This window comes from Acinetobacter lanii, assembly GCF_011578285.1.
GTDB lineage: Bacteria > Pseudomonadota > Gammaproteobacteria > Pseudomonadales > Moraxellaceae > Acinetobacter > Acinetobacter lanii.
Genome location: NZ_CP049916.1, coordinates 3,296,268 through 3,318,297 on the forward strand (window position 1 = coordinate 3,296,268; position 22,030 = coordinate 3,318,297).

Sequence of the window (22,030 nt, forward strand, 5' to 3'; positions counted from 1 at the left end):
TTTATCTGAATAACTATGATATCTAGATAACTTTTCTATTCAGCGCTACAGCATTTCGATCTTTATCATTCGTTTTAATCCTTTCAATTTCATGCAAGGGCCATTGTATATTTAATGTCTCATCATTCCAAGCAATTGTCATTTCACTGGCTTGATGGTAGTAGTTGGTGGTTTTATATAAAAACTGTGTTTGATCTTCGAGTGCGATAAAGCCATGAGCAAACCCTTCAGGAATCCAAAACTGTTTATGATTTTCGCCTGAAAGCTCTAAACCGAACCATTGACCATAAGTATCTGAACCTTCACGAATATCAACAGCTACATCCCATGCACGACCTTGAACAACGCGGACCAATTTTCCTTGCGCATAAGGGGCTTTCTGATAATGAAGCCCTCGGAGAACACCTTTATCAGAAAAAGAATGATTGTCTTGAACAAACTGAGGAGCCTTTAAACCACGTTCCATCAGAATCTGTTCAAATTTTTGTTGATTAAAACTTTCAGTAAACCAACCGCGTTCATCGCGGAATACTTTCGGTTCAATGATCAATAAACCCGATATATGTGTTTCAGTCACTTTCATCATCTAAGTATTCTTATTAGGTTATTTATTTGGATCTATTGTTCTTCACACAACTTCAAAAGATATTGACCATAACTGGTTTTTTTAAAATATTCCCCACGTTGTTTTAACTGTTTTTTATTGATCCAACCGTTGTTAAATGCAATTTCTTCAAGACTTGCAACTTTTAAGCCTTGGCGATTTTCTAAGGTTTGCACGAAATGACTGGCTTCTAACAAAGACTCATGCGTACCTGTGTCTAACCAAGCAAAGCCACGACCAAGCACTTCAACATGAAGTTGATCGTTATTTAAATATGCATTATTCACATCGGTAATTTCGAGCTCACCACGCTTTGAGGGAAGAATACTTTTCGCAATTTCAACGACTTTATTGTCATAAAAGTACAAGCCTGTCACCGCATAGTTTGACTTGGGTTTTTTAGGTTTTTCTTCAATACTCTGTGCCTTTCCATCAGCATCAAAATCTACAACACCAAAACGTTCAGGATCAGTGACATAATAACCAAATACCGTTGCCCCTTGTTGTTGTGCTGTGGCACGTTTTAATTGATCATCAAAGTGCTGACCATAGAAGATATTGTCACCTAAAATTAAGCAGACATTGTCATGTCCAATGAACTCTTCACCAATGATAAAAGCTTGCGCTAGGCCATCTGGAGAAGGTTGCACTTTATAAGACAGTTCAATCCCTAATTGTTCTCCTGTGCCCAATAATTTTTCAAAATTGGGTAAATCTTCAGGCGTTGTAATAATTAAAATTTCGCGAATCCCTGCCAACATCAATACTGAAAGCGGATAATAGATCATTGGCTTGTCATAGATCGGCAGTAATTGTTTTGAGGTGCCCATCGTAATTGGGTATAAACGTGTACCTGAACCACCCGCAAGAATAATCCCTTTACGCTGAGTCATTTGTTTCATTATATAAAATCTCTTCTAATACTTGTTCTACACCTACTTGCCAATGTGGCAGATGGATATCAAATGTGTGTTGTAACTTTGTGGTATTTAATCTTGAGTTCAAAGGTCGTTTAGCAGGTGTAGGGTATTGTTTTGTAATCATTGGATTCACTCTTTCTAAAGTGAGCACTTTGCCTTTTTTTCTAGCTTGATCAAACATAAAATTGGCGTAGTCATACCAAGAGGTCTCACCTAACGCAGCAAGGTGATAATGACCTATAAGTGTATGACGCTCATGTTTAGGTTTGAGCAAATAATATCTCAAGACTTGAGCTGTAACATCTGCGATTAAAGCAGCTCCTGTGGGTGCTCCAATTTGGTCAGAAATAACACTGATTTCACTTTTACTATGGGCCAAATTCAGCATGGTTTTAATAAAGTTATGACCTCGTGATGCATAGACCCATGAGGTTCTAAAATTAATAAAATCGATACCCGATTGCTCGAATGCTTGCTCACCCTTACGCTTAGTCTGCCCATAGACATTTTGTGGGTCACAATGATCATGCTCAGACCATGGCTGTATACCCTGTCCTGAAAATACATAATCCGTTGAATAATGAATCAACAAAGCATTAGATTGTTTGCACAATTCAGCTAAATGCTTGACTGCAAGATGATTGACTCGGTCAGCTTGTTCAATATCTGATTCAGCTCGATCAACCGCAGTATAGGCTGTAGCATTTACTATCATATTGGGCTGAATTGTTTCCATGACCTGTTGAAGTGAATCAAAATTACAGATATCACCACATAACCCCTGCTTATTCACTTGACGATCAAGTGCGATGACATGTCCTAATGGCTGTAAAGCACGTTGCAATTCCCAACCCACTTGCCCGTTTTTTCCCAATAACAGAATGGTCGTCACGATTAACCAACCTTTTCAATTGGGTATTGCTGCTGTAGCCAATTTTGGTACTCACCTGATTGAATATGTGCAACCCATTGCTGATTATCTAAATACCATTGCACTGTCTTTCTTAAGCCACTTTCAAAGCTTTCTTCAGGTACCCATCCTAAATCTTTTTGAATTTTTCTGGCATCAATCGCATAACGTAGGTCATGTCCTGGACGATCTTGTACATAGGTAATCAAATCTTGATAATGTTCTACGCCTTCGGGCTTTTCAGGTGCGAGCTCTTCTAATAATTGGCAAATGCTTTTTACAACATCAATATTTTTTTGCTCGTTATGTCCCCCAATATTATAGGTTTCACCGACTTTCGCTTCTGTCATCACTTTACATAAAGCACGTGCATGATCCTCCACATATAACCAATCACGAATCTGCTCACCATTGCCATATATTGGCAAAGGCTTACCCACTAAAGCGTTTAAGATCACTAAGGGAATCAATTTTTCTGGAAAATGATAGGGTCCATAATTATTTGAGCAATTGGTGATAATCGTTGGTAAACCATACGTACGTTGCCAAGCGCGGACCAAGTGATCTGAACTGGCTTTAGTTGCCGAATAAGGTGAACTCGGTGCATATGAGGTGGTTTCATTGAATAGCTCATCTATTCCCTTTAAATCCCCATAGACTTCATCTGTGGAAATATGATGAAACCTGAATGCTTGTTTTTTATCTTCAGATAAATGATTCCAATAGTATCTTGCCGCTTCTAATAACTGATAGGTTCCAATAATATTGGTTTCAATAAAAGCAGCTGAACCTTTTATAGAACGGTCAACATGAGACTCAGCAGCAAGATGCATAATCGCATCAGGTTGAAAGGCTTTAAAGAGCCAATCGAGTTCATTACGATCACAAATATCAGTTTGGGAAAATTGGTATCGCGAGTCATTTGAGACTTCAGCTAAAGACTTAAGATTTCCAGCATAGGTGAGCTTATCTAAATTCAAAATATAATGGTTGGTATTTTTTATTATATGGCGTATCACAGCTGATCCAATAAAGCCTGCACCGCCTGTCACAATAACATTCATATTATTCAACTTTTATTCATTTGCTATTCACCTAATTTGTTCAGATAAGAAAAGTATCTTCGATATTAAAGACCTCTAAATATCCAAATCGCAAATAGGCTCAAATATTGACAATTTAAAATATGAAATGGGCAAATCGTTTTTTTAATATGCTTTTTTATAAGACTTAAAGGCTATCTAATCCCATCATATTATTCGATATGACTCGCTTTAGACATATAACCTTCGACATATGAAATGAGTATATTACGCACCCGTTGAGTATCAGAACCACTTAGTGATAATGACTTAAGCTCATCAAAAACCGCCCGTATTTCATTGACGCTATAATATGCTTCAAATGATTTAAAAATACGTTCATGTTTTGTGGTACTTACGTTGTTTTGATTAATCAATAATTCTTCATACAGTTTTTCACCATCGCGTAGCCCTGTAAACTGAATTTCGATATCGCCATTGCCCTGTTCATCAACAGCTTTAAACCCACTTAAGCGTATCATTTGCTTAGCTAAGTCTTTAATTTTTATTGCTTCCCCCATATCTAATAAAAACACATCTCCACCAATTCCCATTGCCCCAGCTTGAATCACCAACTGTGCAGCTTCTGGAATCGTCATAAAGTAACGCGTTACTTCTGGATGGGTTACTGTCACAGGACCACCTTGCGCGATTTGTTTTTTAAACAAAGGGACGACAGAACCTGACGAACCTAAAACATTGCCAAAACGCACAATACTGATTTGGGTTGTAGGATTCGTGGAAGCAAGCCCCTGACAATATAACTCTGCCATACGCTTAGATGCACCCATGACATTGGTCGGACGTACCGCTTTGTCTGTTGAAATCAAAACAAATGTTTCAACCCCTTGTGCAACCGCAGCATCAACACTACGCTGCGTGCCAATCGAAGTATTGTAAATCCCCTCAAATGGATTGGCTTCGACCAATGGCACATGTTTATAAGCTGCTGCGTGGTATACCGTTTGAACGCTGTATTGCTTCAAAATACGTTCTAATTTGACTTGATTGGTCACAGAGCCTAAAACTGGAATGATCTGAACACCTGATGTTTGTAATTCCCGATCAATGGAATATAACGCAAACTCAGACATTTCAAATAGTACCAACATTTTCGGTTGATGCTTCACGATTTGACGGCACAGTTCAGAGCCAATCGATCCCCCTGCCCCAGTCACCATCACTACTTTATATTTAATATTCTTTTCTAATAGCTCAGGTTTCGGTGGAACCGGATCACGACCTAGCAGGTCAATAATATCCACTTCTCGAATGTCTGACACTTGCACCTGACCATCGACCAATTGGGTAACGCCTGGTAACTCCATGATTTTCACATCTGAAGTATCAAAAGTATCAATAATTGCTTTTTTACGTGCCCGCCCAACAGAAGGCATGGCAAGCAAAACTTCTTCAATGCCAAATTTGCCCAACTTTTGCTGTGCTCTTTGCGGCCCATAAATTTTTAAGCCACTCAAAGATTGTCCTTGTAAAGAACGTTTATCATCAATAAAACACACAGGCAGATAATTGTCTGAACGCTTTAAGGCTGCTGCAATTTGTTGTCCTGCTAGTCCTGCGCCATAGATTGCAACACGGCGTCTTCCCTGCTTAAGTGCAAAGGTTTTTAAAGTCAAATAGCGAATCAGTGCTCGACTCCACCACATGTACGAAAACAGCATAAAGCCGTACATCAGTGGAATACTCATGGGAATAAAGGCAATATTCAGCTTTTTAATGGTGTATAACGCCACAATCTGAATAAAGGTACCGATGGAAATACGGAGTAAATAGTCTTCATTGAATGATCTCACAATGGCGCTATATACACCGAGTAAAATAAACGCCCCAATGCCAAATACAGCAACATAGATATACCATGTCTCAAGACCTTGCATGATCTGTACATTGGGACGAGCCAAACGAATCGCATAAGCCAACCACATCATGATCGGTAAAGCACAGATGTCCATCATCACCAAAACTATTTGTTTTTGACGACGTGGTAATGAGGCAAGCGATCGGATGAGTTTTTTCACTTAAGGCCTATTTCCCAATATAAAGCTGATGCGTTTATGCATTAATATGTTTTAAATTTTACAGATTAAATTTTTGCAATCACGCTTTGAATCGCATCCACTGTTTTTTGCAGACTTTGCTCAGACAAGGTTGGATGCACCAGAAACATCAGACTACTTTCACCTAAAGCTTTGGCATTGGCTAAACGTGTCTCTGGACGCCACGATGTCTCATCAAAGGCCTTTTCTAAATACACTTCTGAACATGAACCACTAAAACATGGCACCGCTTGCGCACTAATTTCTGCCATGATGCGATCACGTGACCAGCCTTCAGGCAAAGCACCAATATTCACTTGTACATAACATTTATAAGCCGCATGCACATAATCAGTAGATGGTTTAGAAACGGTAAAATAAGGACAATTTTCAAAGACCGCTTGGATACGTGCCATATTAGCATTGCGTTTTGCTGTCCATTCAGGCATTTGTTTCAGTTGCAAACGACCAATCACCGCTTGCATTTCCATCATGCGCCAATTAGTACCAAATGAGTCATGCAACCAACGGAAACCCGGTGGATGTTGTTTGTTATAAACGCTATCAAAGTTTTTGCCATGGTCTTTGTACGACCACATTTTTTTCCAAAGACTTTCATCATTGGTGGTGACCATACCACCTTCACCGCCGGTGGTCATAATCTTGTCTTGGCAGAATGACCATGCGCCAATATGACCGATTGAACCTGCGGATTTGCCTTTGTACATCGCACCATGTGCTTGAGCACAATCCTCAATCACGAAAATGCCTTTTTCCTCAGCCAATTGCATGATTGGATCCATATCACACATCCAACCTGCCAAATGCACACAAATAATCGCTTTGGTATTCGGTGTGATCACCTCTTCAATAGTACGACTTGAGATGTTTTGCGAATCGAGTTCAACATCAGCAAAAATTGGATTGGCACCAGCCGTGACAATCGAGCTTGCTGAAGCCAAGAACGTGCGTGAAGTAACAATCACATCATCACCCGCACCGATGCCGAGGGCTTTCAGCGCTAAATCCAGTGCCACCGTACCATTCGCCACCGCAACGGCGTGTCGGGTTCCTACAAACTGTGCAAATTCCTTTTCAAATTCACGGCATTCCTGACCTGTCCAATAATTCACTTTATTTGACAAAAGGACTTTTGATACCGCATCGGCTTCTGCTTGGGTAAAGCTTGGCCAAGGCTCAAATGCACTGTTTAACATGGGATATTCCTAAAACTTATTGTTGTGAAGTCGTGACAATCCGCGCAGGATTACCCACTACTGTTGCACCTGCAGTGACACTTTTGGTGACCACGGCGCCCATGCCGACAATCGCACCTTTGCCAATCACTAAAGGCTGATCGGGGGTGCCCTGCTTAATCATGGCACCTGCACCAATATAGGCATGGTCGTGAATATGAATATTGCCATTGCATTTTACGCCTGGCGCAAAAGTAACGAAATCCCCAATCACACAATCATGCTCCACATAGCTATATAAATTGGCGTGGAAGCATTTGCCGATTGTAATATTGGAGGTAATGGTGACAAATGGACTGAGTGCTGAACCTTCCGCGATTTGAACTTCATCCATCAAAATGACGTTATCGGCAGAGATCGACCAAAGCTGAATGCCATCCGCTTCTAAACGTTGGGCGATTTTTTCTCGTACACGACTATTGGCAATCGCAATTTGCACGTATTTTGTCGATGCCGATTCATTTAAAAAAGATTGATAATTCATGGCACGATGACCGTTCACAGAATCAATTTCTGTTAAGGCATCATCTATAAAGACAATTTCAGATTGATCTTGTTCACGCGCCAATTGCTGACGTGACAGTTGTTGACGGGCAATCGGCATGAGACTACGCCCACAACCTGAAGCACCATAAATTGCATAAAGTGTTGTCATTTTTTTTGTTCCGGTGTGCCGGTAAATTTGCTCATAGTTGCCTCGCCTTCGGCACTGATATCCTCCTTGGCAATGACTTTTTTTATAGTTTTCAGCATGATTTTAAAGTCGAGCCACAGTGATTGGTTTTCAACATACCATGTATCGAGTTCGAATTTCTTTTCCCATGAAATCGCATTACGCCCATTCACTTGCGCATAGCCAGTGATGCCCGGACGTACATTGTGGCGTTTGGCTTGTTCCTCATTGTATAAAGGTAAATATTCCATGAGTAATGGACGTGGACCAACAATACTCATGTCGCCTTTAATCACATTCCATAGTTCAGGCATTTCATCGAGACTGGTGGCTCGAAGCATTTTGCCAAATGGGGTGAGACGCTCACTGTCGGGTAATGGATTGCCCTCAGCATCAAGCGCATCTTTCATGGTACGGAACTTGATCATTTCAAACGGTTTGCCGTGTAAACCCGGACGCACCTGACGAAACAACACAGGCGAACCCAAATTCTTTTTCACCTTGCGTGCCACAATGAAATACACTGGTGACAGCAAAATTAAAGCGGTCGATGCAATGGTGATATCTAAAATGCGTTTGATCATGCTGAAATTCCCATTTCACCCAGCATATGTTTATTCACCTGATGCACATCATATTTATTGAGGGCAATTTCACGTGAACGCTGCCCCATCAGTTCAATGAGTTTTGGGTCTTCAATAAAATATTGCATACTCTGCACCAAATCATCGACTGATTTTACCCCGACCAAATAGCCGTTTACTCCATGTGATACGGTTTCACGACAACCCGGTGCATCCGTAGTAATAATCGCACGACCCATCGCCATGGCTTCTAACACCGTGCGTGGTGTGCCTTCACGATAAGATGGCAACACATAGACCGAGCTTTCCGCAATGGCAGGACGCACATCAGTGAGTTTGCCCCAATATTTGAGTCGTCCATCAGCGATCCAACTATCGAGTTCAGCTTGCGAGATCGCTGATGGATTATCATCAATCCATCCGACCAAATGAAATTCTGCTTCAGGATGCTTTGCTTTAATAATGCGTGCCGATTCAGCATATTCACGTACGCCTTTGTCACCGAGTAATCGAGCAATCAGTAAGAAGGATGCTTTGACCTGCCCCTGTTGATTTTTTGGTAACGGCATCACATCAAAATCTTGTACATTTACGCCTGACCCATTCACCACCACAGTCCGCTTATCGGCTTCAAGCAAATGCATGTCTTGGAAGAGTTTTAAATCGTCTGGATTTTGGAAAAAGACTTTATCACTATGTTTTAAGGCTTGGGCATATAAGCCATGTACCATTTTTTGGAACACACTGCGTTTACCTGATTCGACATTTTGAAAGGCATAGCCTAGACCAGTAATCAACGCAAAACGATGTGGCACTTTGGCAAGCCATGACGCTAAGGTACCGTAAATGACCGGTTTAATGGTATAGGAAAGCACATAGTCCGGCTGAATCTGACGCATCTGCTGATACAGGTTTTTGAGGAGTTTTAAATCTGCCAATGGATTGGTACCCGTGCGTTGCATTGGGATTTCATGCAAGTGATAGCCAAGCACGTGTAGTTTTTGCAGTTCTTCGGGAAAACTTGCGAACTCAGGTGCCATGATGTGAATTTCATAGCCGTGGGAAGCAATGGCTTCCAATAATTTGCCACGAAAATTCAATACCGACGGCAAAAAACTACTGATCATTAAAAATTTCATGCCTGTTGGCTCCACACCTGCATATATTGGCGGCTGACGGTTGCAATACTGAAATTCTGCTCAACACGTTCACGCGTTGCTTGTTTTAAGGCTTGTTTTTCTGCCTCGGTTTTTTCTGTATAGGCCAAAATCGCATCTGCCAAGGCTTGGGCATTACGTGGCGGAACAATACTGCCTAAATCCTGCACAATATATTTGGCATCACCGACATCGGTACTGATACACGGTAAACCTGATGCCATGGCTTCGACTAAGACATTCGGGAAACCTTCGGTAATCGAAGTCATGAGGAATGCATCAATGGATTGATAAAAGGCTGGCATATCTGAGATTTGATCGAGTAAATGTACTTTTTCAGCATCTAACTGATACTGCTCAAACAAAGCTTTGACTTCGGGATTATCTAAGCTCGCACCTGAACCCGCAATTTTAAAGATAATGTTTTCATCTTTGAGCAAGCCCATGGTTTCAAACAAATACGGATAACCTTTGGCGCTGTGATAACGGCCTGCAAAACCAATTACGGTCGGTTGATGCAACTGAATATTCGGATGAAATTTATCAAGAAAGACCCCATTGGCAATCACATGCTGATGGGCGTTTTGAAAGCCAAAATCGGCATGTTGCTGTTTGGATGAATGCGCACAGTAAATAATGGCACTGGGCTGTTTCGATAAAACCTTACTTAAACCCAATGCGATTTTAGTACTGATCGATTCATCTTTTGGGGAAGCAAGCGAGTGATGGATCCCCCATACCACATTTGGTTTTTGGGCTAAACCCATCACACTTAAACTCGTCAAAGCATTGGCATGGTACATCCAACATTGCACAGTTTTGGGTTGTAGTTGTTTGAGTAAACTACGTAGTTTTTGAATTGTACCTAAGGTATTTAAACCATTCCAACCGAGCGCATAGTATGACTGGCAACGATCTAAAGTGCCTTGATACACTTTGGATGTTTTCATTAAAGCAATAATGACATGCTGATACTGATCTTCCGTATATTGAATCAGACGTGCCAATATCATCTCAGCACCACCGACGCCTGCAAAGTTAGTGATGACATGCACCATCAATGGCTTGCTCATGATGCAGACTCCATCATGCGCAAATACTGCTTCAACACGGTTTGTTTATGGAACTGCTGAATATGCGCATCAAAGTCGACATCAGAATAGTGTACATACTCCGCAAAAATCGCTTTTTGCATTGCTTGGGTCAGACCTGTTTGATCATTACATTCGACCAATAAACCAAACTTGGCGTGGTCTAAAATTTCCATTGGACCACTTGGGCAATCGGTACTGACCACTTTGACTTTGGATGCCAAGGCTTGAATCAGCACACCCGGTAAACCCTCCCAATTTGAACTTAAAACAAACAGCGATGCATATTTAAAATAGGCATAGGGATTGGCATCAAAACCGGGTAAATCTACGACATCATTTAAACCTAACTCAGCCACTAAGGCTTCAAACTCGCCACGTAGCTCACCTTCACCTAAAATAATCAGACGTGTATCTACATGCTGATCATGTAAGGCTTTAAATGAACGAATCAGGAAACCAAAGTTCTTAGCTTCGGTTAGACGCCCGACGGCCAAAATCACTTTATTGCTGTCATTAAAAAAATGATGTGTCACAGGCACTTTGAGTTTTTCGAAATAGGCATCATCTAAAACAGGATTATAAATGGTGCTGATGTTATTTTTCTTATAGCTATAATATTCACGAAAATCAGTTTCGACACCTTTAGAGACACAGACCACTTGCTGTGCCATCGGATACGTCCAATTCACCAAGGTTTTCAGTACAAATTTGGCGATGCCTTGCAACTTGATATTTTTTGACGGCGTCGACACTTCACGAAAGATCAAACGCGTGTTAACACCTGCTAATTTCTTGGCAAGGCCTGCAACAATATTGGTATGGGTTTGGGTGGCGACTAAGCAATCATAGTACTCGGTTTTCATTCTAATTTTTAACGCGCTGATGCTATTCATCACCCGACCACAATTGAAATTCACCAACTCAATTTTAGGGCTGACTTCTGGCAACAGCTTCCCTTTTTCACCATTTAGATCACATACGCCCAAATGGATCTTCAGCCCTTGTTCAGCAAAACTATTGGCGAGTTGAATGACTGTACGTTCTGCACCGCCACCACCCAAGCTTGGCAAAAAGAACATGACTTTATTCAACATATGCAGACCTAAATTTTAAAATGGGAGAATATTAATGTGAGCTTTTTGCGGCTTGAATTGCCATCGCACGTTCCACGCGTTCGCGGTAATCCGTAATCCCAACCAAGTCGCTATCACTGGCACAAGTGCTTTGTATTTTGGCTTGATAATCGGCAAAGCTAGAGACCACTTTGGCAGGGATACCAATTGAGACAGCATTATCAGGAATATCTTTGGTGACCACTGAACCTGCACCAATCACCACATTCGAGCCAATCGTCACGCCCGGCATAATAATGCTATTTACACCAATAAAGACATGCGAACCCACTTGAATCGGAGCAAAGCGTTGATAGCGTTTGCCTTGCGCGTCTTTGACCAAACAAGTACTACCATCATGGGTAATAAACTTCACGCCTGAAGTGACCGTAACATGATCGCCGATGGAGACTAAAAACGGTTCTGATCCCCAATTTTTAATATAAATTCGGCAGTTTTCGCCAACCTTTACTCCCTTTTTACGTGCATAAGCCACACTGCCTTTAGCCATAAAATAAGCCAAATCAAACAACTGTAGAAAAGCAGAAACAAGAAATGCCATACAGGTGACTCAAAAAAGAGAGAAAAACAATAGGATATTTTACGCTGAAAATAAACTTTAGGATATGAATCCAAAAGTTGCGGTGCGAAGCTCAGTTACAGCGCTTTGATTTTCTTGACGGGACTACCGACATAAACCCCAGCATCCTCAAGCGGTTTGGACACCAAACTACAAGCACCAATCACACTATTGCTTGGAATACTGACACCATCAAGCACCGTGACACGAGCACCCAGCCAAATATTTTCACCTAAACTGACACCGAGTTTGGTAATCGCATCTTTGACCAAAACATCAGGCTCACCAAACTTATGATTACTCGCAATAATGATGCTTTGTGTACCAATACGGGTGTTATCTCCAAGGGTCACACCGCCACAGCCATTGATATAAGATTTAGAATTGATGCTGACATCTTTGCCAATCCTAACCTTGCCACCAAAGCATTTGATGTAGCAGTTTTCACCAATAAAACTGTTGTCGGCAATCTCAAGCACTGCGCCATTTTCAACGATGAGACTGACATGATCGCCAATATAAACATTGTTGCCGATCTTTACTTTCCCACTGATATCGACCGTACAGCCTCGACCGAAATAGCGAAATTTGGTGCCAAAAGCCACATTATAAAATTGCTCACGACATTGTGCAGTGAACCAATTCATCAGTTTTAAAAGCTTAAAAAACATCAGTTTTTGTTTCTCCACACCACATATAAAATGGCAAAGTTATAAATGATCAGTGCGACAGGCACTGCCAATAGCATATAAATTTTATTCTCAAATAAAACATATAGTCCTGTAAATAATGCGAATTTAATGATCAGTTCAACGATTTGCAGTTTAAACAAGACTTGACTGTTGCGCTTAGCAATCAGAAAAGCCGAGCTAGGAGGATTACAGAAAATCGCCCAATAGCCCAAAGCTAGAATTTGAAAATATGCTGAGATGCCAACCCATTCACTACCAAAAATCCATAAATAGACAGATTCAGGCAAAATAAAGAAAATGGCAAATAACGGCAGTGATACCAAACTTAACAACACACTTGCCTTTAAAGCACTTTGATTGGATTCTGTGGTTTTGAACTTACGAATAAAAAACTGACGTAAGGTTTGTGAAATCAGATTGATTGGCACACGCAAAGTCCGCTCGACAATGGCGTAGAAACCCATCGCCTGTACACCCACAAAATGCGACACCACATAGTAAGGCAAGTTATGCGAAAAACTATTCAGCAAAGCATGTGGTGTATTGCTATAGATAAAGTCTTTATAGTTTTTAAAAGCCTGCCAACTCACTTGATAGAGCTGGTGTTTTAGTAAATAAATCAGTACCGCCACAATCATGATGATCGAACTGACGTTATAGCTATTGACCAAACTGATCTGCATCACCAATGGCAAAGACAGTTGCACCGCCACCACAATCGCACTTCTAAAAATATTTAAAGCTGCACAAAAATATTCTTTGTGCGCAGAAAATTGATAATTATACAGACTTTGAATCAGCGTATTGGCAAGTACGCCTGTAGCCACTGCACCTGCCATTTCAACATTTAAAATAAAGCTGATGATAATACCACTGACAATTGCAATCGCCGTTGAGAACACTGCTCCTTCAAAAATCAGGCTTTTTTTATCCTGTTCCTCAGCAACCAATAAAGCTTGATCTAAACGTAAATTGGCAACCGTGGATAAAATACTAACAATCGCTAAAGCAATCCCATAAGCCCCAAAGTCCGCAACAGAATATAGGCGCGTTAAAACAGGAAGTGCGATAAATGTCATTATCGCACCTGCCAGTAAACTTAAGGTAATCAGCCCAATCGACTGATACTTTGCGAAAAGTTTCGCAATCATCTGCTCAAGATCATTTTAAGTTGTTCACATACCAACGCATCGCGAGTTGAATGCCTTCAGCAATTTTAAACTCAGGTGCATAGCCCAAATGTTGCTGAATTTTGGCAATACTCGCTTGTGAATGACGCACATCGCCTGCACGGAAATCACGGTACACTGGATCACGCTCAAACTTCACATCATTGGTCGCAAGCGCCACTTGAATGGCACGGTACAATTCATTCAGCGTAGTACGGTCACCCACAGCCACGTTATAGACCTGATTCTTCGCTTCATCCGATGCAGTTGCCGCCAAAATATTGGCTTGAACCGTATTATCGATAAAACAGAAGTCACGACTAGTTTCACCATCACCATTAATGAAGACATCTTCACCATTGATCATCGATGCCGTCCATTTTGGAATCACCGCTGCATAGGCACCATTTGGATCTTGGCGTTGACCAAACACATTGAAGTAACGCAGACCAATGGCTTTAAAACTATAGGTTTTCGCAAATACATCGGCATACAGTTCATTGACATATTTGGTCACCGCATAAGGTGACAAGGGCTTACCGATATTTTCTTCGACTTTTGGCAATGCAGGATGGTCGCCATAGGTCGAGCTACTTGCTGCATAAGTAAAGCTTGCCACACCGGCATCTCGTGCTGCCGTCAGCATATTTAAAAAACCGCTGATATTGGTTTCATTGGTAGTAATCGGATCGGCAATCGAGCGTGGGACTGAACCGAGCGCTGCCTCATGCAATACATAATCCACACCTGCACAGGCTTTTTGGCAATCTGCAAACTGACGAATATCGCCTTCAATAAAGCGAAATTTTGCCCATTGCTCAGCAGTTACCGATGCTTGAACTTCATCGAGGTTATGCTGATGACCTGTCGCAAAGTTATCTAAACCAATGACAGTTTGATCAAGTTTCAGTAGTGTTTCTAAAAGGTTTGAGCCGATAAAGCCTGCAACACCAGTGACAAGCCATGTTTTAGGTACAGCTTTGAGGTTTTCACATACCTGTTGATATTGATTCATTATGGGTATGTCCTATTACAAACGAAGATCAGATTCTGATGGGGAAAGTACATATTTTAAATCATATAAAACATGCGCTGATTTACCTAAAGCACGGATCGCATCTGCACCCATGGCTTTAAATTGCTCATGAGCCACCGCTAAGATGACAGCATCATACTTGCCATTTTCTAAAGTCGAAATTGGGCTCAGACCATATTCATGTTCAGCCTCAGCAGCACTCACCCAAGGATCATACACATCCGGTTGAATGTCGTATTCTTTCAATTCATTCACGATATCAATGATACGGGTATTACGAATATCTGGACAGTTTTCTTTAAAGCTGAGACCCAAAATTAGGACTTTGGCATCTTCCACCTGAATACGTTTTTTCAGCATGGCTTTAACCAGTTGAGTCACGACATAAGCGCCCATACCATCATTGAGACGGCGACCTGCTAAAATAATTTCAGGATGATAACCAATCGCTTGTGCTTTATGGGTGAGATAATACGGATCCACCCCAATACAGTGACCACCAACAAGACCTGGACGGAAAGGCAAGAAGTTCCATTTCGTCCCTGCCGCTTGAAGCACCGCTTCGGTATCAATGCCCATTTTATTAAAGATCACCGCAAGCTCATTAATGAGTGCAATGTTGACATCACGTTGCGTATTTTCAATGACTTTGGCAGCTTCAGCGACTTTAATACTCGATGCCTTATGTGTACCGGCTTCAATCACGAGGTTATAGACCTCATCGACAAAATCAGCGACTTCAGGGGTAGAGCCTGAGGTAATTTTGAGAATATTGGTGACGCGGTGCAGTTTATCACCGGGGTTAATGCGCTCTGGGCTATAACCGGCATAAAAGTCTTGATTGAAAATCAGCCCTGAACCTTTTTCAAGTTCTGGAATACACACTTCTTCAGTCGCGCCTGGATAGACCGTCGACTCATACACCACGATATCGCCTTTCTTAAGCACTTGAGCAATACTTTGAGAGGCTTTCACTAAAGGAGTTAAATCTGGCTGTTTATATTGATCAATTGGGGTGGGCACTGTGACAATAAAAAAATTACAGTCTTTTAAATCGTGTAAATTTGCACTGTAGCTTAATTGTGTGGATTGTTTTAATTCTTCAGGAGATACTTCTAAAGTATGATCTTGGCCTGATTTCAATTCATCTATCCGTTTTTGATGGATATCAAAACCAATCACCGGTACTTTCTTACCAAACTCAACCGCTAAGGGTAAACCGACATAACCTAAGCCAATAATGGCCATTTTTAGCTCAGTGCGTTGCATCATTCCAACAAAACCTTTAGCAAATAGTTTGATTAAAAATTGATAAATAAAATCAACTGAAAATTATAACAGATTTATAAAAATAATGATTTTGATACAGTTCGAAAGACCATACCTGCAAAAATTCCACTTGAATGAGAGGATTTTGTAAGACTTCTAGATAAAAAGCATAATATCCATTCTTATTATTTAAAGTTGTGGTAAATTCGCTCAAACGGACAACTGCATATAAATACCAGCATTGACTCTATGTTTATTTGGTTTTCATAATATTATTTATTAAATCATAGTATTGCCTTTATCTAATAAATTAATCGTGTTTGAAAATCAAGCATAATCAAAAACGATATGGCATAATTATTGTTCGTTCATATAAATTGATCTAAAACCATTAGAATGTATATAGGATAGCGTGTGAGACAACTAAAATTATTAAGAGCCTTAACAATTTTATTGCCATTAACAGGATGTGCTATTGCACCCGGATTGCAAACCTATGATTTACCTGAATCAGGGGTACATAAAACGGATCAAGGTTCTGAACTAGCCGTTGTTCAACTAACGCAAGAAAATATTCCAGCCATTACAGCAACCGGATCACAGCATTTAAATTCAGTAGTGCATTTGTTTAACCGTGATCAGGGTACTTATCGACTCAGTGCCGGTGATGTTTTGTCGATTCAATTATGGGCCTACCCTGAAATTACCCCGCCGATCCAAGACATTTCCAACATTAAAGCTTCAGGCTATCCAATCGACTCCAGTGGAAACGTACAACTTCCTTTAATCGGTCAAGTGCGTATTGCAGGCAAAACCTTGGCTGAAACCAATCGATTTTTACGCAGTCAATTTGCCAAATACTTAAAACATCCTGATGTTGTGGTCCGTGTGCTGTCTTATGAAGGTCGCCGTTACTTCGTCAATGGTCAAGTCCTGAAAAGTGGTCAATATACTTTAAATGATCAGCCGATTAGTATTTACACTGCACTCGGTCAAGCGGGCGGGATCAACACAGAAACAGGTGACAACACCAATATTCAATTGATTCGACAAGGTCAAACCTATGACCTGAATGTCTTAGAACTCGAAAAACAAGGTCTGTCATTACACAATCTATTGATTCAACCGAATGACACTATTTTCGTCAATACCAAAGCCAATCAAAAGCTGTATGTCATGGGTGAATCAAGTAGAAGTCAAGCCATCGCACTGCGTGATCAAGGCATGACATTAAGCGATGTATTGGGTGAAAGTGAAGGGATTAACCCTTATTCGGCCAGTGCTGCCAAAATTTACGTGATGCGTACTGATTTAGCGACCAAGCAGTCTACGGTTTACCATTTGAATTTAAGCAGTTTTGGTAATTTAGGTTTGGCTAATCAATTTCAAATGAAGAAAAATGACATTGTTTATATTGATGCCACCGGCCTGACGCGTTGGCAACGTATTGTCAATCAAATCATCCCCTTCTCTAGCGCACTGTATAGCTTTGATCAGTTGGGTAAATAAAATATGGACATTCAAAATATCCTTGTGGTGTGTGTCGGAAATATCTGTCGTAGCCCAACCGCTGAATTTTTACTTAAGAAAAACCATCCAAATCTACATATTGAGTCGGCAGGTTTATCTGCTATGGTCGGGCATCCGGCGGATGATAAAGCCATTGCCTGTATGGATGCATTGAATATTGATATGCGTTCCCATGTGGCCAAGCAGATCACAGCTAAGCTCATCAAGAAATCAGATTTGATTTTGGTGATGAGTAGTAACCAACAAAAACATATTGAACAGACTTGGCCCTTTGCTAAAGGCAAAGTGTTCCGTTTAGGACATTGGCAAGGACAAAATGTGCCTGATCCTTATCAATTAGATCAAGCCTTTTTTGAGCAGACTTGTAAAAATATCGCCACTTATGTTGCTGATTGGCAATCACATATTTAAAACTTATTTTGTAGTGAACCCATGAATCAAAATTCGAATACCAATGACGATACCATTGACTTAAAAGAATTATTTTTTTCGCTCATTGCGCAATGGAAAGTGATTGCACTGTGCGTCATTCTGAGTCTCATTTGTGCCTTATTATATTTACGTGTCACCCCGCCAACGTATTCAAGCGATGCTTTGTTACAAGTAGAAGACAGTAAGGGTGCGGGGGCAGCGGCACTTTTAGGTGATCTTGGCTCTGCACTGCCTGGGGGCGTAGGCGGTAAATCGGCTGCCGATGCTGAAATTGAGATTCTCAACTCACGTATGGTACTTGGTAGAGCGATTCAAGATTTGAATTTGGATATTCAAATCAAAGATAACGCAAATACTCTGCTGAATCGCCTAATCTCAAAAGAGCATACACAACTCCAATATAAAAATAATTTGGTTCTGTTTAAAAATCAACATGCGCAGTTGGCAATTAAACAGTTTCAAGTGCCAGAATTCTATCTCGATAAACCTTTGACACTAAGCTTTAATGCGAGCAATCAACTTCAATTGAGCTATAAAGATCAAGTGGTATTTAAGGGTAAATCGAATGGCTTAAATACACTACGCGATGACAAAGGCTTATGGAAAGTTGAAATATTTCAACAGGTTAAGACAAATCAAAGCTTCAACATCACCAAACTGGCTCTACCGACTGCCGTTAAACAATTGCAAAGTAACTATGCTGTGGGTGAACGAGGAAAGCAATCGGGTGTGATTGGTCTGAACTATAACGGTCCAGATAAACAGCATATCACGCAAGTGTTGAATCGAATTCTGAGCATTTATCAAACACAAAATGTTGAACGTAAAAGTTTAGAATCAAAACAAACCTTAAGTTTCTTAGACAAGCAATTACCTGAACTTAAAAAACAACTTGAAGACTCTGAAATCAAGTTCAATGAATTCCGTGAAAAGTATCAGACCTTTGATGTGACGCAAGAAGCAGAATTAATGCTCAAGCAAAATGTCGAATTGGCGAAAATGAAGCTAGAATTACAACAACAACAGGCTGAACTATCTTCTAAATACACCAATGATCATCCACTGATGGCTGCCATCAATGCCCAATTGGCCGAGATCAATCAAAAAACCGGGCAAATGACCCAGACCATTAAACGGTTGCCTGAAACGCAGCGTTTATATTTACAGCTTTATCGTGATGTTAAAGTGAATACTGAACTGTATACCGCACTGCTTAACAGTTACCAACAGCTTAAAATTTCTAAAGCTGGTGAGATTGGGAATGTACGTATCATTGACCATGCGGTTGAACCTGTAAAACCAGTCAAACCAAAAAGCTTAATCGTATTAGTGTTATCACTGTTCGTTGGTGGTTTTATTGGGACTTTAATTGCGCTACTACGTAACTTATTACAATCAGGCATTAAAGACTCGACTCAAATTGAAAATGAACTCGATCTTCCAGTATATGCGACTGTACCGCGCTCTCCGATTCAGGAAAGTCGTATGAATGTACTCCGTAAAAAGAAAACGATTCCAATCTTAGCGGTTAAAAATAGTGAGGATGTGGCAATTGAAAGCCTACGAAGTATTCGTACCGCGATTCATTTTGCATTGGCAGATGCCAAGAACAATGTGATTGCGATTTCTGGACCGGCACCAGAAGTCGGAAAATCTTTTATCTCAATTAATTTAGCCACGATTTTTGCTCAAAGCAATAAACGCGTGTTATTACTCGATTTGGATTTAAGACGCGGTTATTTACACAAATATTTTGAGCGTGATGTTAGTCCAGGTTTAACAGAAATCTTAAGTGATAAGGCTTCTTTAAATACTGCAATTTTTGCAACAGGAGTGCCTAATTTAGACTTTATATCGCGCGGTAAGAGTCCAAATAATCCATCTGAAATGCTCAGTTCTCAAAAATTTAAAGATTTATTAGAGCAGCTTTCAAGTCAATATGATCATATTATTATGGACACACCTCCAGTCTTGGCTGTGACCGATGGCATTATTCTGGCTCAATATTCGGGTGTAAATTTAATTGTGGCGCGTTATGCCAAAACCCATATGAAAGAACTCGAACTGACTGTGGCGAAATTTGATCAGGCCGGCACTAAAGTGAATGGTATTATTCTCAATGATGTGAGATCAACACCAGGTGGTGGCGGTTATAACTATTCTTATGCCTATGGTTCACATAAAGATGATTAATTAAAATGACCTTGAAAAAGCCAGATTTCGTATCTGGCTTTTTGATTTTTAAGTATTGAAAGCCTGTTTAATTTTCGTTGAAATCATCGAATTTATATATCGTTTCCGAACAAGACGTTATATGCTTGAGTGAACAAGCTATAATAGAAATAGCATTTTAAAGATAAAAATTTGGAAATTCTCATGAGTAAAGCCTTACCCATCGCTGTTGCAGTTCTTTTAGGCGGCGCTGCACTTGTCCCTGTTTATTATGCAACTCAACACCCTGCTGATGCCTCTGCAAGCACAGTATCTCAATCATCAAAACCTGTTGAAAAAATCAGTTATGCACTCGGTTATGAAGTGGCAAGTCAAACCCCTGAAGAAGTCGATAGCAATGCCTTCATCAGCGGTATCCGTGATGCACGTGCCAAGAAAGAGCGTCAATTTACCGATGAAGAATTACAAGCCGCTTATGCTGATTTCCAAAAAGAAATGCAGAACAAACAAATCAATGATGCCAAAGCGGTAAAGCCTGAAGCACAGCCTGCTTCTGCAGCCAATAAAGATGTGAACTTCTTAGCAGAAAACGCTAAAAAAGACGGCGTTAAGACTACAGCATCAGGCTTACAGTACAAAATTACCCAGCAAGGTAAAGGGAAGCAACCGAATGCACAGTCTGTGGTGAAAGTACATTACACTGGCAAACTACTCGATGGTAAAGTGTTTGATAGCTCAGTTGAACGTGGTCAACCGGTTGAGTTCCCATTGAACCAAGTGATTCCAGGTTGGACTGAAGGTCTCCAACTTATGAAAGAAGGGTCTAAAGCAACGCTTTACATCCCTGCGCAGTTGGCTTATGGCGAACAAGGTGTTCCAGGGACGATTCCACCGAACAGTACTTTAATTTTCGATGTTGAATTAATTAAAGTAAATTAAGATAAAGTCAAAGGAGAGCCATTGCTCTCCTTTTTTTGGAATTCGATCATGAAAAAAATGGTACTTTGCTTCAGTTTGGCGGTTTTAATGACTCCGGCTTTCGCGGTTAGCATTAACAATAAAAGTTCACAACAGGATCAACTCGGTTATAGCTATGGTTATGTCATGGGACGCACCAATGCTGAAACCTTAAAAGAAGTTAATTTAGACGCTTTTATTCAAGGTTTAAGACAAGCTGCTTCAGGTCAAGCTTCAAGTTTGACCGATGAAGAAATGGCCAAAGCTTTAACTCAATATAAAAAGCAGAATGAATCAAAACAACTGCAACAATTTAAACAATTGGCGGACCAAAACCTCAAAGCGGGTGAAGCCTTTTTAGCGGACAATGCCAAAAAAGCTGGTGTGACCACGCGCCCAAGTGGTTTGCAATATCAAATCCTGAAATCAGGCACAGGGAAAACCCCAACAGCGTCCTCCAAAGTTAAAGTCGATTATGAAGGACGTTTGATCGATGGTACGGTGTTTGACAGTTCAATTGCACGTAATCAACCGGTTGAATTTCAAGCCAGCCAAGTGATTCCAGGTTGGACTGAAGGATTACAACTGATGAAAGAAGGCAGTAAATATCGCTTCTTTATTCCTGCAAAACTGGCCTACGGTGAAATTGGCTCAGGTGATTCGATTGAACCGAATAGCACCTTAATTTTTGATGTGGAGCTATTAAAAGTTTCACCTTAAATCTTGCACACGCCTTAAATAAAA

The 22,030-nt window shown here is 40.6% G+C and carries 21 protein-coding genes; 5 read left to right on the forward strand and 16 right to left on the reverse strand.

The features are described from left to right. Positions 1–22: 22 nt before the first annotated feature. The 16 genes from rfbC to tviB all read right to left on the reverse strand — a co-directional run bounded on the left by rfbC (position 23) and on the right by tviB (position 16,198). The gene (gene rfbC / locus G8D99_RS15035) at positions 23–583 is read right to left on the reverse strand and encodes a dTDP-4-dehydrorhamnose 3,5-epimerase (protein ID WP_166327828.1); all 561 of its coding nucleotides are present in this window, start codon (positions 581–583) and stop codon (positions 23–25) included. Positions 584–618: 35 nt separating this feature from the next. After that, positions 619–1,506: a glucose-1-phosphate thymidylyltransferase RfbA gene (gene rfbA, locus G8D99_RS15040; RefSeq protein WP_166327277.1), complete on the reverse strand. Its 888-nt coding sequence runs from the start codon at positions 1,504–1,506 to the stop codon at positions 619–621. Then, positions 1,484–2,416 carry a dTDP-4-dehydrorhamnose reductase gene (rfbD, locus tag G8D99_RS15045; RefSeq protein WP_166327280.1) on the reverse strand — a complete coding sequence of 311 codons (933 nt, stop codon included), beginning with the start codon at positions 2,414–2,416 and terminating at the stop codon, positions 1,484–1,486. Before rfbD ends, rfbA begins: the two co-directional genes overlap by 23 nt. Positions 2,417–2,418: 2 nt before the next feature. Beyond that, the gene (rfbB, locus tag G8D99_RS15050) at positions 2,419–3,498 is read right to left on the reverse strand and encodes a dTDP-glucose 4,6-dehydratase (protein WP_166327282.1); all 1,080 of its coding nucleotides are present in this window, start codon (positions 3,496–3,498) and stop codon (positions 2,419–2,421) included. 191 nt (positions 3,499–3,689) lie between these two features. Next, a complete protein-coding gene (locus tag G8D99_RS15055) occupies positions 3,690–5,555 on the reverse strand; it encodes a polysaccharide biosynthesis protein (protein WP_166327284.1) in 1,866 nt (621 codons plus the stop codon). 65 nt (positions 5,556–5,620) lie between these two features. Further along, positions 5,621–6,790, reverse strand: coding sequence for a DegT/DnrJ/EryC1/StrS family aminotransferase (locus tag G8D99_RS15060; RefSeq protein WP_166327286.1), 1,170 nt, complete (start codon positions 6,788–6,790; stop codon positions 5,621–5,623). Between the two features lie 16 nt (positions 6,791–6,806). Beyond that, positions 6,807–7,484: an acetyltransferase gene (locus G8D99_RS15065; protein ID WP_166327288.1), complete on the reverse strand. Its 678-nt coding sequence runs from the start codon at positions 7,482–7,484 to the stop codon at positions 6,807–6,809. Next, complete coding sequence (locus tag G8D99_RS15070) at positions 7,481–8,086, reverse strand: sugar transferase (RefSeq protein WP_166327290.1); 606 nt, start codon at positions 8,084–8,086, stop codon at positions 7,481–7,483. The genes G8D99_RS15065 and G8D99_RS15070 overlap by 4 nt, the downstream gene beginning before the upstream one ends. Further along, a complete protein-coding gene (locus G8D99_RS15075) occupies positions 8,083–9,225 on the reverse strand; it encodes a glycosyltransferase family 4 protein (protein WP_166327291.1) in 1,143 nt (380 codons plus the stop codon). Before G8D99_RS15075 ends, G8D99_RS15070 begins: the two co-directional genes overlap by 4 nt. Continuing rightward, the gene (locus G8D99_RS15080) at positions 9,222–10,316 is read right to left on the reverse strand and encodes a glycosyltransferase (protein WP_166327292.1); all 1,095 of its coding nucleotides are present in this window, start codon (positions 10,314–10,316) and stop codon (positions 9,222–9,224) included. Before G8D99_RS15080 ends, G8D99_RS15075 begins: the two co-directional genes overlap by 4 nt. Continuing rightward, positions 10,313–11,431, reverse strand: a complete 1,119-nt coding sequence (locus G8D99_RS15085) for a glycosyltransferase (RefSeq protein ID WP_166327293.1) — start codon at positions 11,429–11,431, stop codon at positions 10,313–10,315. Before G8D99_RS15085 ends, G8D99_RS15080 begins: the two co-directional genes overlap by 4 nt. A 31-nt stretch (positions 11,432–11,462) precedes the next feature. Further along, on the reverse strand, positions 11,463–12,011 hold the full coding sequence (locus tag G8D99_RS15090; RefSeq protein WP_166327294.1) for an acyltransferase: 549 nt from the start codon (positions 12,009–12,011) through the stop codon (positions 11,463–11,465). A gap of 95 nt (positions 12,012–12,106) precedes the next feature. Then, positions 12,107–12,700, reverse strand: a complete 594-nt coding sequence (locus G8D99_RS15095; RefSeq protein ID WP_166327295.1) for an acyltransferase — start codon at positions 12,698–12,700, stop codon at positions 12,107–12,109. Further along, positions 12,700–13,872 carry an oligosaccharide flippase family protein gene (locus G8D99_RS15100; protein ID WP_166327296.1) on the reverse strand — a complete coding sequence of 391 codons (1,173 nt, stop codon included), beginning with the start codon at positions 13,870–13,872 and terminating at the stop codon, positions 12,700–12,702. Before G8D99_RS15100 ends, G8D99_RS15095 begins: the two co-directional genes overlap by 1 nt. A 10-nt stretch (positions 13,873–13,882) precedes the next feature. Then, positions 13,883–14,905 (reverse strand): NAD-dependent epimerase/dehydratase family protein, encoded by a 1,023-nt coding sequence (locus tag G8D99_RS15105; protein ID WP_166327297.1) that lies wholly within the window; start codon positions 14,903–14,905, stop codon positions 13,883–13,885. A 15-nt stretch (positions 14,906–14,920) separates the two neighbouring features. Then, positions 14,921–16,198: a Vi polysaccharide biosynthesis UDP-N-acetylglucosamine C-6 dehydrogenase TviB gene (gene tviB / locus G8D99_RS15110; RefSeq protein WP_166327298.1), complete on the reverse strand. Its 1,278-nt coding sequence runs from the start codon at positions 16,196–16,198 to the stop codon at positions 14,921–14,923. 411 nt (positions 16,199–16,609) lie between these two features. Between tviB and G8D99_RS15115 the strand changes: the two genes are divergently transcribed. The 5 genes from G8D99_RS15115 to G8D99_RS15135 all read left to right on the forward strand — a co-directional run bounded on the left by G8D99_RS15115 (position 16,610) and on the right by G8D99_RS15135 (position 22,006). Next, a complete protein-coding gene (locus G8D99_RS15115; protein WP_196782890.1) occupies positions 16,610–17,704 on the forward strand; it encodes a polysaccharide biosynthesis/export family protein in 1,095 nt (364 codons plus the stop codon). Positions 17,705–17,707: 3 nt separating this feature from the next. Next, positions 17,708–18,136, forward strand: a complete 429-nt coding sequence (locus G8D99_RS15120) for a low molecular weight protein-tyrosine-phosphatase (protein WP_166327299.1) — start codon at positions 17,708–17,710, stop codon at positions 18,134–18,136. A gap of 21 nt (positions 18,137–18,157) precedes the next feature. Continuing rightward, positions 18,158–20,350: a polysaccharide biosynthesis tyrosine autokinase gene (locus G8D99_RS15125; RefSeq protein WP_166327300.1), complete on the forward strand. Its 2,193-nt coding sequence runs from the start codon at positions 18,158–18,160 to the stop codon at positions 20,348–20,350. A 183-nt stretch (positions 20,351–20,533) separates the two neighbouring features. Then, on the forward strand, positions 20,534–21,268 hold the full coding sequence (locus G8D99_RS15130) for an FKBP-type peptidyl-prolyl cis-trans isomerase (RefSeq protein WP_166327301.1): 735 nt from the start codon (positions 20,534–20,536) through the stop codon (positions 21,266–21,268). A gap of 48 nt (positions 21,269–21,316) precedes the next feature. Beyond that, positions 21,317–22,006 (forward strand): FKBP-type peptidyl-prolyl cis-trans isomerase, encoded by a 690-nt coding sequence (locus tag G8D99_RS15135; RefSeq protein ID WP_166327302.1) that lies wholly within the window; start codon positions 21,317–21,319, stop codon positions 22,004–22,006. Positions 22,007–22,030 lie beyond the last annotated feature (24 nt).